The sequence below is a fragment of the Streptomyces sp. NBC_01635 genome (assembly GCF_045209715.1).
GTDB lineage: Bacteria > Actinomycetota > Actinomycetes > Streptomycetales > Streptomycetaceae > Streptomyces > Streptomyces hirsutus.
Window position 1 is genome coordinate 3186766 of record NZ_CP109277.1, and the last position, 13649, is coordinate 3200414.

Sequence of the window (13649 nt, forward strand, 5' to 3'; positions counted from 1 at the left end):
AGCGGCAGTTCGCACCTGCGCGAGCGGCCTACAACGTGGAAGCCGAGTGGACCGAAGCCGACCTTGCGCTGCTGGAGGAGCTGAAGCGGGCCGAGGCCCTGCTTCCTGAGGACGCACCTCGGGCTCTCCTGTCCATCCGCTTATCGGTGTTAACGGACGAGACGACATCCCCGGTGCGGCAGGAGCTTGACCTTCGCGTCCTGGCCAGGGAACGAGGGTGCCGAGTCATCGGTGTCGCCTCGGACCTGAACGTGTCGGCGACGAAGGTCCCACCATGGAAGAGGAAGGAGCTGGGTGACTGGCTGAACAACCGCTCCCCCGAGTTCGATGAGATCCTGTTCTGGAAACTCGATCGGTTCGTGCGCCGCCTCTCCGATCTCTCAACGATGATCGAGTGGAGTCTCAAGCGCGGGAAGAACCTGGTCTCGAAGAACGACAGCCTTGACCTCACGACGACCGCCGGGAAGATCATGGTCACGATCATCGGTGGCATCGCCGAGATCGAAGCGGCCAACACCTCCACCCGCGTCACGAGCCTGTGGGACTACGCAAAGACCCAAGAGAACTGGATCATCGGCAAGCCGGCATACGGCTACGTCACGGCCGAGGGCGGCACGGGGAAGGTCATTCTCGCCATCGATCCCGAGGCTCACAAAGCTCTGCACTGGGCCCGGCGTATGGCACTTCGAGGACGCTCCGCCCGGTTCATGGTGCGCTGCCTGAAGCGGTCCGGCCTCATGAGCCAAGGGCTTACGGTGGCGACGCTTGTACGCCGTCTCCGTAACCCCGCTCTGCTCGGCTACCGGGTGGAGGAGGACAAGAACGGTGGGCAACGACGTTCGAAGCCAGTACTCGGCAGGGACGGCAGGCCGATCAAGGTCGCTCCCCCGATCTTCAGCGAGGAGGAGTTCGCATCCCTCGGTGCGGCTCTCGACAAGCGGATGAAGAAGCAGCCCCCGCGCCGGGTCGGTGGACTCACTCAGTTCCTGGGGGTGCTGCTGTGTGCCGACTGCAAGACGAACATGACCGTTCACATCACGGACAACGTCTTCGGGACCTACCACTACCTACGGTGCCGCAACTGCAAGAGCGGTGGACGTGGCGCACCCAACCCGCAGAGTATCTACGAGCGCTTGGTAGAGGACGTGCTCAAGGTCCTCGGGGACTTCCCTGTGGAGGTTCGCCAGTACGCGGAGGGAGCCGAGGTCCGGAGGGAGATCAAGCGCCTTCAAGACTCCATCGCGCTGTACATGAAGGAGCTCGAACCCGGTGGTCGGTACACGAAGACCCGGTTCACGAAGGAGCAGGCAGAGACGACCCTCGACAAGCTCATCGGGGAACTCGAGGCCATCGACCCCGAGACGGCGAAGGACCGGTGGGTCAACGTCCACGGTGGGAAGACGTTCCGGGAGCACTGGCAGGAGGGCGGCATGGAGGCCATGACCGCAGACCTGTACCGGGTCGGGATCCGCTGTGAGGTCACCCGCACGAAGGTGCCGAAGGTACGAGCCCCGAAGGTGCACCTTCGCCTGCTGATCCCGAAGGACGTCCGTGAACGACTTGTGATCCGAGAGGACGACTTCGCGCAGGCCCTCTGACGTAGCCCAGCTCAGACGGACAAGGCCGCCTCCCCTATATGTGGGGAGGCGGCCTCTCGTCTCACTCAAACCACGAGGTGGCGTCGAACGGTTCTTCCGTGCCGTCCTCGTCCACGATCACGATCTCGCTTTCGATCAGGCTCATGGCCCCGCTGTCTGCGGTCTCTCGCTCAGGCAAGGGAGTCACCGCCCCACCTCCCCTGCTGCACCGCATCCGCGCTGAGCCGCCGGGACTCGGCAAGGTCTTCGGCAACACCGGCCGCGATGAGCGCAGCGCCGGGGGTGTGGCCGGAGCCGATGTAGCGCCAGTGCCTTTCGGTGACGGATTCAGGCACATCGGAGTGGCCCATGTGGTGGGCGCGTTCCGCGCGCAGGGCCGCGTACGTCGTGGAGTAGGCACGGGACTTGGTGAGGATGTGACCCCGGTAGCCGAGGGTATGGGCCCAGGCGCGGAGACGGAGCGGCGCGTACTCGGAAAGAGCACCGAGGCGCCAGCAGGTGTGCATAAGGGTGCGTACGTGCTCACTGACGGGGGCGGAGCCGATATCGGCCCAGGTGGTGAGCGGGTGGTCGAGGCCGGCGCCGGTTTCGCTCGCTCCCTTGGTGACGTACTTCGCCACGTAGGCGGCGACCGCGTCATCGTCGGGTCCATCGCCATCGATGCGCAGGGGCCGGGCATCTACCTGGGCGCCCCAGCGCAATGTCAGCTCGCCCACGGCCAGGCTGTAGGGCGTACGGACCAGGACCCGCCGGGCGGATGCGCGTACGGCGTCGGTGAGCAGTTCCGCTGTGCCCCAGGCCGGGGGTTCGTCGTCCGATCCTGTCGGGCCGTCGAGGCGGACGACGGCGTGCACGTGGACGGCAGCGCGCTTCTGATACTCGGCGACGCGGGCGAAGGACAGTCGAGCGTGCTGGGCGAAGTGGGACTGTACGAGGCCGACCGAGGAGGCGAGGCGGCGGCGTACGTCGATGACGAACCGGTCCCAGAGCCTGGAGGCATGGGCGTGCCACAGGACGTGAGCGGTGTAGTCGTAGCAGTCGGGGCACAGCGGTTGCCCCACAGCCGCAGCATCCGGGGCGTGCACGACGGGACAGCCGAGAGGGCGTCCGTGTTCGCAGGTGCCCCCACCGCGTCGGGGACGGCACAGTTCCCCGGCACGATGGACCGGTCCGAAGGACGGCGCGGTCAGTGTGACGAACAGCCGGGGGCGATGGCGGACCGCTGTGGGGACGTTCTTGCCACCGAGGAGGCCGGCACGTACGAGGTGGTAGGTGTCGCCCGCATGGAGACGGGAGCAGGCGGGGCAGACGGTTGCGCGTCGGTTGCGGCAGCGGACGAGGAGGCGTTCACCGGGCTCGTTGCGGGTGTCGTAGTGGTGGAAGATCTCGCCGGTCGCACCGTCGAGAGTGGTGGTGAAACCAGAGAGATGGATGGGGTAGGTGCAGCCGCCGGTTGCGGTGATCTGCTCCAGAAGGCGGAGGAACTTGGGATCTTGGGCTAGGCGGATGGCGTCGCGGTCTGCTTCGGGAAGCTGACGCAGGCGCGCCGCACGGTCGAGGACGGCGCGCCTGACAGCCGGGGTGGAATCCGGGGTGATGGTGGTGACCTTCCGGGGTGGGCCGCCGGAGCGGCACGGATAGCGGGTGGTGATGCGCCGGCAGTCATGGGGATCACTTCCTTCCTGGTCAGAGGCGGTGCTGTGGGGTCAGCGGATGGTTCCGGTGCCGCGGCAGACGCGGCAGCGCCGATGGCGTCCGGTCCAGGTCCTGCGGGCTCCGTCGCCCTTGCAGTGGGGGCACCTCACGCGAGGCATAGGCATGCCGTTGTGTTCCCTTCGTTGGTCAGGTGTGGGAGAAGCCGCTGATGACCCAGGTGACGAGGCCGTGGACGGTGTAGAGCACGGGGGTCTGGCCGAGGTAGAGGCCGAACAGGCCGACGCAGACCGCTTCCCAGGCGCGGACGTCGCGGGAGCGGACGAGAAGAACGGTGATGATCCCGAAGATCACCGCGAACGTGAACGCCACACCTTCGCTGATCACTTGTCGTCTCCTTCCAGCGCTGCGAGAGCGCGATCCAGGGCAGGCAGTTCCGGCGCCATCGCGGCGTACTTCCGAGCCGTCGAGACGGCCTCTTCCGTGGGAGTGAGGTGGGAACGGGCGCGGCTCCAGCCGCCGTCCGGACCGGTGCACACGGCGACCCCGCGCTCCTCCGCCGTGATCGACTGGGCGACGGCGACAGCGTCCTTGTTCAGGTCGCCCAGGGTCATTTCTGCCGTGCCGGGGTCGTTCACGCGGTGGCAGACACGGCCGCCGAGTTGGGCGCGCAGGGCGGTAACGCCGGGGCCGAGGTCGGATCCGACGCGTTGGCCGGCCACCACCAGATGGATGCCGAGGGCGGCGCCGAGCTGGGCCAGGCGGAGCAGGAGTGTGGAGCACTGCTCCGCCTCTGCCTTGCCCTCACGGGTGCCGTCGGACAGATACAGCTCAGCGATCTCGTCGACGATCACAACGACCGGCACCGGCCGTAGTGTGTCCGGCAGTTCCCAGATGGAGCGCGCCCCCGCCGACCGGCACGCGCTCATCCGGTCCTGCATATCGACGACCAGGGCGGAGAGCACGGCGACCGCCTCACGCCTGCACGTGGCGAGTGCGCTCAGCCGTCCGGCGAACAGTCCGAGTTCCATGCCGCCCTTGCAGTCGATGCCGACCAGGGCGACCGGCTGAGTCGCAAGTTGGGTGATCAGCCGGGCCAACAGGGTGGACTTGCCGGATCGCGTGGCTCCGGTAATCAGCCAGTGCGGCACGAGCCGCAGGTTCATCACCCAGGCACCGCCACTCTCCAGGGCACCGATGAGCGCAGAGAGCAGCTCGACATGGGCCGTGGCTAAGCCGGGCCGCTCCAGCGGATCCGTGGCCGTCGCGGTCAGCAGCACGAGCCCGCGTTCCGGGGAGGTGACGCGGACCGCATGAACCTTCCATGCGTGCACCAGCGCATCCGCAGCCTTCATGTACGTGGCCGGTGTCTGTCCCGCGTGCAGCCGCACGACCAGGGTCAGGCCCATGGGCGTGGCCCGCGGGAAGGAGATTCGAGGAGCCACCGGCCGCAGTGGATCCCCTTTGACGACCAGGTCACCGAGCAGCCCGCGCGGAGGGCGCCGGGAGACGGCGAGGTCGTTGAGCATGGCTACCTTGCGCCAGGTCGCCATCAGCCGGCACGCGGTTGCCGGGTAGCCGACGAGGTACCAGTGCCAGGCCGGACGATGGCGGCGCACTAGGTCGCCGACGACCAGCATCCAGGCCAGCGCGGCCAGGGCGAAGGCCAGCAGGATCGGCCCCATCACGCGTCACCGCCCTTGCCCTGCGCCGCCGAGCCGTGCACGGGCGTGATCGCGTCCGCGCGGAAGCTGACGCCGTGCCGGTCGCCCATCGACCAGGCGAACGCCGTCAGGCCGGTGACCTTGACGATCTGCCCTTCCTCGATGCCCTTCGGGGCACCGCTCACGGCGATCTCGATGACGGAGATCCGCCGCCGGTCCTGCCGCACGGTCACGGCCACCGTGTAGACGGGGTTGCCGTCCCGGTCCTTCTTCACCTCCTGTGTCTCGGAGTTACTGATCTTCGCTTCCGGCGCGATGGCGCACCTCAGTACGCCCAGCCGAGCCGTGTCCACGGGAATGGACTGCATTTCGTTGGCCTCCCTGGCCAGTCAGGACGCCAGATCAAGTACTGACGTCACTTGTCCTTACGAGTTACGACTATGGAGTCCTGTACGGCGACGCTGCAACTACTTATGCTGACGAGTGATGTCGCGCGTGCGACGCACCTACGACCCCACCCCGGAGATGCCGAGATGTCGGAGATCCAGCGCCCCGGAGCCCTCTATCAGCAGGTGGCCGCAGCAATCCGAGAAGCGATCCTGTCCGGCGAGTTCGCGCCCGAGTCCCTGTTGCCGTCCGAGGCCCAGCTCATGGCCCGCTACGGCGTCTCCCGGCCCACCGTGCGCAACGCCGTCGCGGCACTGCGTGCGGAAGGACTCATCGACGTCCGCCATGGCAAAGGCAGCTTTGTGCGCTCCAGTGGACAGCCGGCCCTCACCATCGAGCGCCGCGTCAGCTGCACCGCCGAGGGCAAGTTCGTGATGCCCAACGGCGACATCTGGCAAGAGGCCGAGCAGCCGCACACCTACCGCACCCGCACCACGAAGGACACCGGCCGGCTCCTCCAGCTCGAAACAGAGGAAGCCCTGTTCGGCTGTGACCGGCTGCTCGTCGACCCGAACACCGGGACGCGCGCCATGCACCGCACGCTGATCCCCTTCCAGGTCGCCGAAGCCGTTCCACTCCTCGGCGCGGAGCCGTGCAAGCCGCCTGCCGCGATCTACTGGATTCTCACCCAGGCCGGACACACCTTGTCGTGGAACGAGACGGTACGCGCGCACATGCCTTTGCCCGACGAACGCACCGCGCTCCAGCTCCCGGACGCGACCCCGGTCCTGCACGTGACCCGAACCGCGCACAGCGCCGACAGCCGCCCCCTGCTCCTCGAAGAACTGCGTTTCGGTGCGGACCGCGCCGAACTCGCCTACCGGATCACCGCCGACCAGCAGCCTGCGCGAGGCGCCCGCACCTGAGCCGCATACGGCATCGGTCGAAACAGCCTTCACTTCCTCAAGGGCGCGCCTACGGCGCGCCGGGGCGCCCGGCCGCCCCGGCCGGGCGTGCGGCGTGGCCGCCGGTCCCGTCCGGTCGCCCGACGCCCCACGCCGCAGCACCCCAAGGCAGTCGAGGCGTCGAGCAGCCGCAATGAGCAGGGGCTCACGGGGCTGGGGGTCGCCGCCCTCCGAGACTTTAGGCAGCCACCATGGGGCGAGCCTCGAAGAACAGGGGGCCCATCGGGCACAAACGCGGGCAGGACCAGTGCCTGCCCGATTCGCCGGGCCAGCGTAGGGCCCCCTGTTCACTCGCCCCATGGCAGCTCCCGCCCAAAGTCTCTCCGGCCGGCGACGTACCCACCCGCGGCACCCATCAGCGAAGCAGGCCCTCACGCTGCACCACCATCGCTGCCCGCACGCGCCTCCAGGAGCTGAGCGAGCCGTTCCACCGCGCCGGGCCAGCCGGCCAGCCGTACGACGCCGCGTCCGTCCTCGTTCGTCGAGGCGACGGCCCGCGCTTCGGACAGTTCGAAGCCCACGCCCAGGAGCGCCCGATTGAACCGGTCGGCAGCCTCGCGCGCCTCATGCCACCCAGCGATGTAGTCGACGCCGGACACCCAGAGACCCGAGTCCGCGCCCGGCACATCGAGACCATCGCTCAGCCAGCCTTCACCCGAGCCAGTCACCTTGCCACCTCTGCCCTGCTCTAGTAACGGATCGTCAACTTCCTTGGACCAGAGCCGGAATGCAGCACGACGGCCCCGGTACCATCAGGCACCGGGGACCGTCGCGTTCCCAGCCGGGCCACCCTTCGCTTTCCAGGGCAGATGGGGTGGCCCGGCCTATATGGGTGATGTGAAGCGCGGCCCCTCACTCGGGAGGGGAGCCTCCGAACGTCCGAGAGGCCGCGCCCCTTCGGCGGAAGTGGTCAGACTCCTGCCGATGACCGGGGCGCCGCCCACTCCCGATCGCGAGGGAGTACGTCAAGGCGGCGGCCCGGGGTCTTTCAGACCGATTGAGCGACCGTGGACTCGTCAAGATCGAAGCGGGACCACACGGTTTTGCCGCCTCTCTCGTGCTCCGTCCACCACAGCGCCGTCACCAGTCGCTGCACGATGAACAGACCACGCCCGGAATCCGGCAACACAGCCTCGGACAACTCGCCCACCAGGCCCGGTGCGAACGCCTCACCCACCGGAAGCAACGGGGGCGTCGAGTCCTCATCGGAAACCCCGATGAAGAGCCACTTCGGATACTTCTTGAACGTCACGTCGATGCGTCGACAGGAGCCAGGCAGCGCCCGGCGCCGGTCCGGTACTGCGTGGTTGACCACGTTCCCGACCAGCTCCGAGACCACGAGACACGCGTCGTCTGCGAGGTCATCAGCACCAACGCTCCGGAGAAAAACGGCCGTCATGTTCCGCGCGATGCGCGCCGTGTCGTCGAACTCCGCGAAGAGCGTGAGCGTCAGAAAGTGCCCATCGGACGACGGATCCGGCGCCACGAACCAGTGCGCAAAGGCATCCAACTCACTGCTCAAATCCTTGAGTTTCCCCGCGTCCATCGCGATCCCTTCCGAGCCTCCGACACCGGTTGCTGCACGCGAGCCAGTACACGGCGTCAGGCTCGTGATCGGGAGCGTTCACCAGTGGGTTCACATGAACACCGGCAAATACAAAGGGGGTTCACGAATGAACCCCCGAGACGGAAGACAGCTGTGACACGATGAACACTCGCCGTCATTCTCGGGTTGGCAGGGGAGCATGAGCCGAGAGCCAAACGCGCAGCTGATCGCAGTCATGAACGAGGCCAGAATCTCGAACAAGGGCCTCGCGAAACGCATGACCGACGAGGCCGGCCGCCGAGGCGTCGAGCTGGGGACGACCCATGTCTCCGTCCAGCGGTGGCGCAACGGGTCGAGCATCAGGCCGCAGACAGCAGCGATCATGGCGGACGTACTCTCAGCCAAGCTCGACCGGCACATCACACCCGGTGATCTCGGCTTCTTCGGCGACACCAAGGCGACCGCACCGCAGCCGGTCGGCTACCCGAGCACCGTCCCGGACGTCCTGTCCATGCTCGACGGCCTCGCCCAGGAGCGCACCGACACCCCCGCCTCAGACCGACTGATCGTCGCGGAAAGCGACCTCAGCTCAGCCGTCCTCTCATGGATGATCGCGCGCCCCGACGGCGTCCAGACCGACAGGCCAGCACACCAACGAGTCGGCATGCGCGACGTCCGGGCTATCCGAGACGCCGCCGACATGTTCATGCAACTCGACTTCAAATACGGCGGAGGTCACGGCCACAAGGCGCTGCGCCACTACTTCCGGCACGAAGTGCTTCCCCTCCTCGACGCGAGCTACAGCCAGAAGGTGGGCACAGCGTTATTCGGCGCCGCCTCCGAGGTGTCCCAGTTACTGGCGTGGACCGCGTACGACACCGGAAACCACCGGCTCGCCCACCGCTATCTCACATCCACGCTGCGCCTGTCCCAGGTCATCGACGACCGCATGTTCGGCGCCCGCATTCTCGGCAACCTCAGCCACCAGGCCAACTACCTCGGCAACCACACCCAGGCCATCCAGCTAGCCCGCGCCGCGGTCGAGGGAGCCAAGGGCCGAGCCACCCCACGCGCCATGGCCAACTACTCGGCGATGGAGGCCCGCGCCCTGTCCAACGCAGGAGACGGCATGGCAGCCGGCCGGGCCGTGAGAGAAGCCGAGCACCACTTCGAGCGCGCCGGCACCGCCGAAGACCCGTCGTGGCTGAGCTACTTCGACGAAGCAGAACTCATGGGCGAACTCTGCCACTGCTTCCGAGACCTCAAGATGCGCCGAGAAGCCGTCGAGCAGGCCCAGCGCGCAGTGGACAGCACCGACCCGAAGTACGCACGCACTCTCGGCTTCTGCCGCATGGTGCTCGCCCAGAGCCAGCTCATAAACGGCGAGTTGGAAGCCGCGGTCACCACCGCGAGTCTCGCAGTCGACGGCGGAGACTCCCTCCAGTCCTCCCGGTTCCAGCGCTACGTGACCGACTTTCAGGCCGAGGTGAGCACACACGCGGCCCACCCCGCCGTAGTAGCGTTCAACGAGAAGGTGAGCGAGGCACTCGCCCGACTGGACGACGACGAGTAGCGGCTACCACGGCCGCCAGTCCCGAGGTGCGTCATCGTTGCGCAGGGCCGAGATGCGCCGGCGGTACTCGATCGCCGTCCTCTCGTCCTCCCGCAGGTTCTGCATGAGCCACGTCGTCATGCCGAACTCTTGGAGCCGACGCAGTGTGTCGTAACCGGGCCAGTCGCGCAGGTCCCGCCCGTACGCCCGCACGAAGTCGGCGTACTGCTCGTCGGTCTGCCACCCGAGGCTGTGATGCTCCGTTGCCGTGACCATCAGGTCCCACTCCGGGTGATCGAAACAGAACGCTTCAAAGTCGATCAAGATGACTTGCCCCTGATCGTCCACCATGAGGTTCTGCACGTGAGCGTCACCATGGACAGGCCCCTTAGGAGTCTCGAAGCTCAGCTCTTCGAACTGATCACGCAGCTCTCGCCAGCGCTTCCTCAGGAAGACCCGGTCGTCCTCCGGGATCGGGGCCCGGTTGATTCGCAGCTCTTGTTTATCGAAGGGATCGAACAAGGGAAACTCCACCTCGGCCGGCAACGTCATCGAGTGAAGATCCCGCAGGATGCCACCCAGCTCCCCGTACGTCGCCTTACGGTCACCCTCACGGATGAGATGCCAGAAGGTCACCGGGTGGCCATCGATCGAGAGCGGCTGTTCGAGGTCATCGAGGATGCGCACCCCGGGGAAGCCCTCACCTGCCAACCACCGCGACACGGCCACCTCGATACGCGCTTTGGGTAGCCACTCCTCCCCCCGCGCCACACGCACGACCACGGGCGCCGAAACCAGACGGAACAGAGCGTTCTCCCCAAACCGAATCAGCTCCGCGCCCCCGTCATCCAACCCCGCCGCCCGGCACGCGGCACTCATCACCAGCGCAGCCTTCTCCGACGTGAACTCTTCTTCCGACCGAGCAGCGTCAACCGCCATGCTCGTACCAGCTCCCCTAGTCGCGCGCGATCAAGCAGCGCACGCCCACGGGTGACCAACCCGACGCACGCCAGACACGACTTCAACCCTACCGATTGATGAAGCACTACACGAGGAGCCTATGGATATAGGACCTCTCGTGCGCACAGTTCAAGGGGAAAACAACACAGGCTGATTTATTGCACTCCGAATGTCAGCAAAAGGCTCCGTCCGGTATTTCGCCCGCTGCTCCCGCGGCCATACTTTTTCAATATACCCCAGCACCTCATCATCCGTAAAGAAGTCTTCAGAGAAGTAGGCCAACCGCAATGCGGCTTGCTTAGAGCGACCCGGAGCCCCCGATGAGCCATCAAGAATTCCTCTAACCAAGTCCGCCAAACCGCTCTCATCTACATCAATCTCCCCACGAGAGAAACGAATACCCTCGACTGGCAAAATGCTAATTGCCCAGGCGGAAAAATCAGACATCTCACGATGCTCACCGCTCCGCCACTGCCGAATCAGAACTTCCAGCAGAAGCTTCACCTCGTTCTTACTCCAATTAAAGTAAGGCAAGGCCCAACACAGTGCCCACGTGACGGCAAATTTCACCTGAAGCGTTGCAGCACCTGCAACCAATTCACGCAAGGTTTGCTTGAGAGAGGAAGTATCACCATCCTTGATATGGGGACTAGATCCGTAAAATATTGCCATCAACCCTAGCGCAGCCCCTACAACCCTTCGTTCATCCGAGTGACGGAGGTCAGCAATAAGATCAGACAGTTTTGCGCCACCTTCATATAGGTCTGAGTAAACCTGAGAAAGGAGATCCCCATGCCTGCTCAAGCCTTCCCCTGTCTCATACCTCTCCCACAGGAGATCACCGAGCACCGGGAGAATACGGCTCCCCCTGAAATGGGTTGCGAGTGATGACTCCCCATCCCAGTAGTCGACCAGAGTTTCCAAGGACTCACGGACTAGATCCGGATGAATAGGGGCGCCATCCGTTATGCAGCCAAGTAGGTTGCGGTACAAAGGATGAGCCCTCAGCCCCTCGCCCTCCTCCTCGTCAAGCATGTGCATGTCTTCAGGGTTGGACGCCTTAATTCGATCAATCAATTCACGCACGATGCATTTAGCATGTTTGATCCCCGACAAGACCGAGGCAAGCGGAATAACCTCAGTCCACGTCTCATTTTCCAGGTATGGTTTCAGAACTGAAACTGGATCGGACTCGTAGTCACGGCCGGGGTGCCAAGATTCGGCACAAGCCAAGGCGGCAAGATACTCCTGAAACGTGAGATGCTTGAATTCATACAGAGGGCGCGTGAGGCCGCGCTCAATCGTACTTCCGCTCTGCACAATGAGACTGCTTCTTTCCTCAACCCTTCGAATGAAGCCGTCTGCCGACAGTTTGGAAAAGCTCAGAAGTTCAGGCATTTCCTCACGAGCACGATTGAACAAATCGCGAAGCTCTCTGGCCGAAGCACTCTGCTTATCTTCGGTGAGCATCGAGAAGGCAGCGAACGCCAGCTGCGGCAACGCATCCTCAGGATCCATGGGCTCATGCCCCTGCGTGTTCCAGGTCATGAGAAGCACTTCAATTGCCTTACTATAAAGCACCGTGCGCTTCGTGGGTATCTCTCCCATCCACCGCTTAACAAGAAGGAGAGTCATCAATAGCAGTGGATTGACGGCCAGCTCGTACACTCGAGGATTGGCTGTTACCGCACTGAACGACTCTGCAGCGGCGCTCATAGACGCAGGGCTATGCCCTTGTATTTCGCGATGCCAGGAAACGCAAAGCTGCTCAATGTCGGACAGAGAGAGGTCAGCAATCTTATAACTGCGACAGATGGACGCCACAGCGCCTGCCACAGCACGAAAGCCGGCTTCGCGTGAAGTGCAGACGACCCTAATTGTTGGATATGTCCCAATGAACGTGCGGAGCTGAGTCGTAAATGTCAGGCGCTCTTGCGCATCACTGATTTCGTCAAGGCCATCGACCAGGAGTAGCACCCTTCCCGATTTCAAAGCTTGAGACACGGCAGCTGCGAACTCACGCTTCAAGTCAATTCGCTCGGCTTGCTCTATGAGGGAAAAAAGGGTGGTGACGATTGGCTCGCGCGTTCTGGAACCAAGTTGACGGCATCGAATGACCAATGGCATGAGATCCTCTACCGGCAAGCTACCGGCAAACTTTCTCCGCCTGTCCGGATCCGCATATGACACAGCCAGCATTTTGATCAAGGTTGTCTTGCCGCTCCCTGGGCCAGCCAAGACAGCAACATGTCGATCCGCGTCAAGGAGCTTCCGCGTGGAAAGGACATCCGGTGTTTCGTCTTCCGGAATATCAAACGGATCTCCCCCACTCATCTTCGATTTCACAGTCGAAACAAATCTTTGAGGAACATACAGAGAATCAAGGCGCAGAACCCGGGATCCTGTTTCCTGGTCCGCTGGAAGCCCTTCAAGGGTTATCGCACCAAACTCGCGTAGCAGAAACTGCAAATAGCTATCTTTTGCAACTTCACCGTTGACAGAGCTAGTCGCGTCGGTAACCGAGGATACGTACTTAAGTCCAGCGAAAATCGTATTGCCGCCCCCACCTCCTGACAATACCCTGCCAGCCAACGAATCCGCTATTCCGTGACCATCGGCATGCACAAGCGTAAAATGAGTCTCTTCACCATGGCATTGAAAGAAGATCGCCCAAACCCAGCCGATTTCGTGAGCTATGAGCGTAGGATGACCACTCAGGGATGCACCAGCGGGCAACCTCCCTACAGCAGGCCCTGTCGCACTGAGGGCGCGCTCTTTCGATACAATCACGCGCCCTCTAATTAGCTCACCCACAATCGCATTTGCATCCAGCAGGGTCATTCGAGCGCCTGCTTCACGTTCTTGCTCAAGCGCAGATGAAGTGAAACCGCCCAGCGAGACGAAATAGGGTGCTACGACTGCCTGCGTCCCTTGCGCCTCCACTTGCGAAGCGCCAGCAAATTTATTAAGATCAGATCCACCAACGGGACGTTTCATCGCCTTACATTCGGCAATCACTGCCTTCTGCTCTGCTCTATGCCTCCCCTTGATGTCAATTTCCCGGCCTGTGCGGTTAACGTTTAGCCGGAAGTTCTCGTATCCCAAGGAATGGAATACATCGCAAACCAAGCGGCCGAATAAGTCACCTCGTTGGTTGTCGTCAGCTGCCATGACTACGAGAGCGTTACGCTTCACAGTCCCCCTGTCTTTGAACGCTATGCATGTGGCGAGGCTGACCTGATGTGACACAAGGTCGCCATGGGTGCCCATTGTCTCGCGTCATGAGGAGCGTCGCAGGCGAATGCCAATGCTGACAAGGAAGAC

Annotated in this window: 11 protein-coding genes; 3 read left to right on the forward strand and 8 right to left on the reverse strand. The window is 63.8% G+C overall.

Annotation, left to right across the window (positions count from 1 at the left end):
• Positions 1–35: 35 nt before the first annotated feature.
• Positions 36–1598 (forward strand): recombinase family protein, encoded by a 1563-nt coding sequence (locus tag OHB56_RS14975; RefSeq protein ID WP_406353765.1) that lies wholly within the window; start codon positions 36–38, stop codon positions 1596–1598.
• 170 nt (positions 1599–1768) lie between these two features.
• On the opposite strand, the gene OHB56_RS14980 is transcribed toward OHB56_RS14975, so the two are convergent.
• The 4 genes from OHB56_RS14980 to OHB56_RS14995 all read right to left on the reverse strand — a co-directional run bounded on the left by OHB56_RS14980 (position 1769) and on the right by OHB56_RS14995 (position 5283).
• Positions 1769–3250: a replication initiator gene (locus tag OHB56_RS14980; RefSeq protein WP_406359066.1), complete on the reverse strand. Its 1482-nt coding sequence runs from the start codon at positions 3248–3250 to the stop codon at positions 1769–1771.
• Between the two features lie 190 nt (positions 3251–3440).
• Complete coding sequence (locus OHB56_RS14985; protein WP_388220595.1) at positions 3441–3638, reverse strand: hypothetical protein; 198 nt, start codon at positions 3636–3638, stop codon at positions 3441–3443.
• Positions 3635–4936, reverse strand: coding sequence for an FtsK/SpoIIIE domain-containing protein (locus tag OHB56_RS14990; protein WP_406359068.1), 1302 nt, complete (start codon positions 4934–4936; stop codon positions 3635–3637). The genes OHB56_RS14985 and OHB56_RS14990 overlap by 4 nt, the downstream gene beginning before the upstream one ends.
• Positions 4936–5283, reverse strand: a complete 348-nt coding sequence (locus OHB56_RS14995; RefSeq protein ID WP_406353767.1) for a hypothetical protein — start codon at positions 5281–5283, stop codon at positions 4936–4938. The genes OHB56_RS14990 and OHB56_RS14995 overlap by 1 nt, the downstream gene beginning before the upstream one ends.
• 165 nt (positions 5284–5448) lie before the next feature.
• On the opposite strand from OHB56_RS14995, the gene OHB56_RS15000 reads away from it, so the two are divergent.
• Complete coding sequence (locus tag OHB56_RS15000) at positions 5449–6228, forward strand: GntR family transcriptional regulator (RefSeq protein ID WP_406353769.1); 780 nt, start codon at positions 5449–5451, stop codon at positions 6226–6228.
• A 410-nt stretch (positions 6229–6638) separates the two neighbouring features.
• On the opposite strand, the gene OHB56_RS15005 is transcribed toward OHB56_RS15000, so the two are convergent.
• Positions 6639–6935, reverse strand: a complete 297-nt coding sequence (locus OHB56_RS15005; protein WP_406353771.1) for a hypothetical protein — start codon at positions 6933–6935, stop codon at positions 6639–6641.
• Positions 6936–7255: 320 nt separating this feature from the next.
• Complete coding sequence (locus OHB56_RS15010; protein WP_406353773.1) at positions 7256–7813, reverse strand: ATP-binding protein; 558 nt, start codon at positions 7811–7813, stop codon at positions 7256–7258.
• Positions 7814–8012: 199 nt separating this feature from the next.
• Here OHB56_RS15010 and OHB56_RS15015 point away from each other — a divergent pair, with 199 nt between their 5' ends.
• Entirely contained in the window at positions 8013–9386 is a 1374-nt protein-coding gene (locus OHB56_RS15015) for a sporulation protein (RefSeq protein ID WP_406353774.1), read from the forward strand.
• A 3-nt stretch (positions 9387–9389) separates the two neighbouring features.
• Here OHB56_RS15015 and OHB56_RS15020 read toward each other — a convergent pair whose 3' ends face one another.
• Together OHB56_RS15020 and OHB56_RS15025 are read right to left on the reverse strand one after the other, a co-directional pair.
• Positions 9390–10304, reverse strand: a complete 915-nt coding sequence (locus tag OHB56_RS15020) for a phosphotransferase enzyme family protein (RefSeq protein WP_406353776.1) — start codon at positions 10302–10304, stop codon at positions 9390–9392.
• A gap of 150 nt (positions 10305–10454) precedes the next feature.
• Complete coding sequence (locus tag OHB56_RS15025) at positions 10455–13496, reverse strand: NACHT domain-containing protein (protein ID WP_406353778.1); 3042 nt, start codon at positions 13494–13496, stop codon at positions 10455–10457.
• Positions 13497–13649: the final 153 nt, after the last annotated feature.

Excerpts from the sequence above, each read along its gene's own strand:
- OHB56_RS15015 (WP_406353774.1), top strand. The coding sequence starts at position 8,013 with ATGAGCCGAGAGCCAAACGCGCAGCTGATCGCAGTCATGAACGAGGCC.
- OHB56_RS14990 (WP_406359068.1), bottom strand. The coding sequence starts at position 4,936 with ATGGGGCCGATCCTGCTGGCCTTCGCCCTGGCCGCGCTGGCCTGGATG.
- OHB56_RS15025 (WP_406353778.1), bottom strand. The coding sequence starts at position 13,496 with ATGGCAGCTGACGACAACCAACGAGGTGACTTATTCGGCCGCTTGGTT.
- OHB56_RS14995 (WP_406353767.1), bottom strand. The coding sequence starts at position 5,283 with ATGCAGTCCATTCCCGTGGACACGGCTCGGCTGGGCGTACTGAGGTGC.
- OHB56_RS15020 (WP_406353776.1), bottom strand. The coding sequence starts at position 10,304 with ATGGCGGTTGACGCTGCTCGGTCGGAAGAAGAGTTCACGTCGGAGAAG.
- OHB56_RS15000 (WP_406353769.1), top strand. The coding sequence starts at position 5,449 with ATGTCGGAGATCCAGCGCCCCGGAGCCCTCTATCAGCAGGTGGCCGCA.
- OHB56_RS15010 (WP_406353773.1), bottom strand. The coding sequence starts at position 7,813 with ATGGACGCGGGGAAACTCAAGGATTTGAGCAGTGAGTTGGATGCCTTT.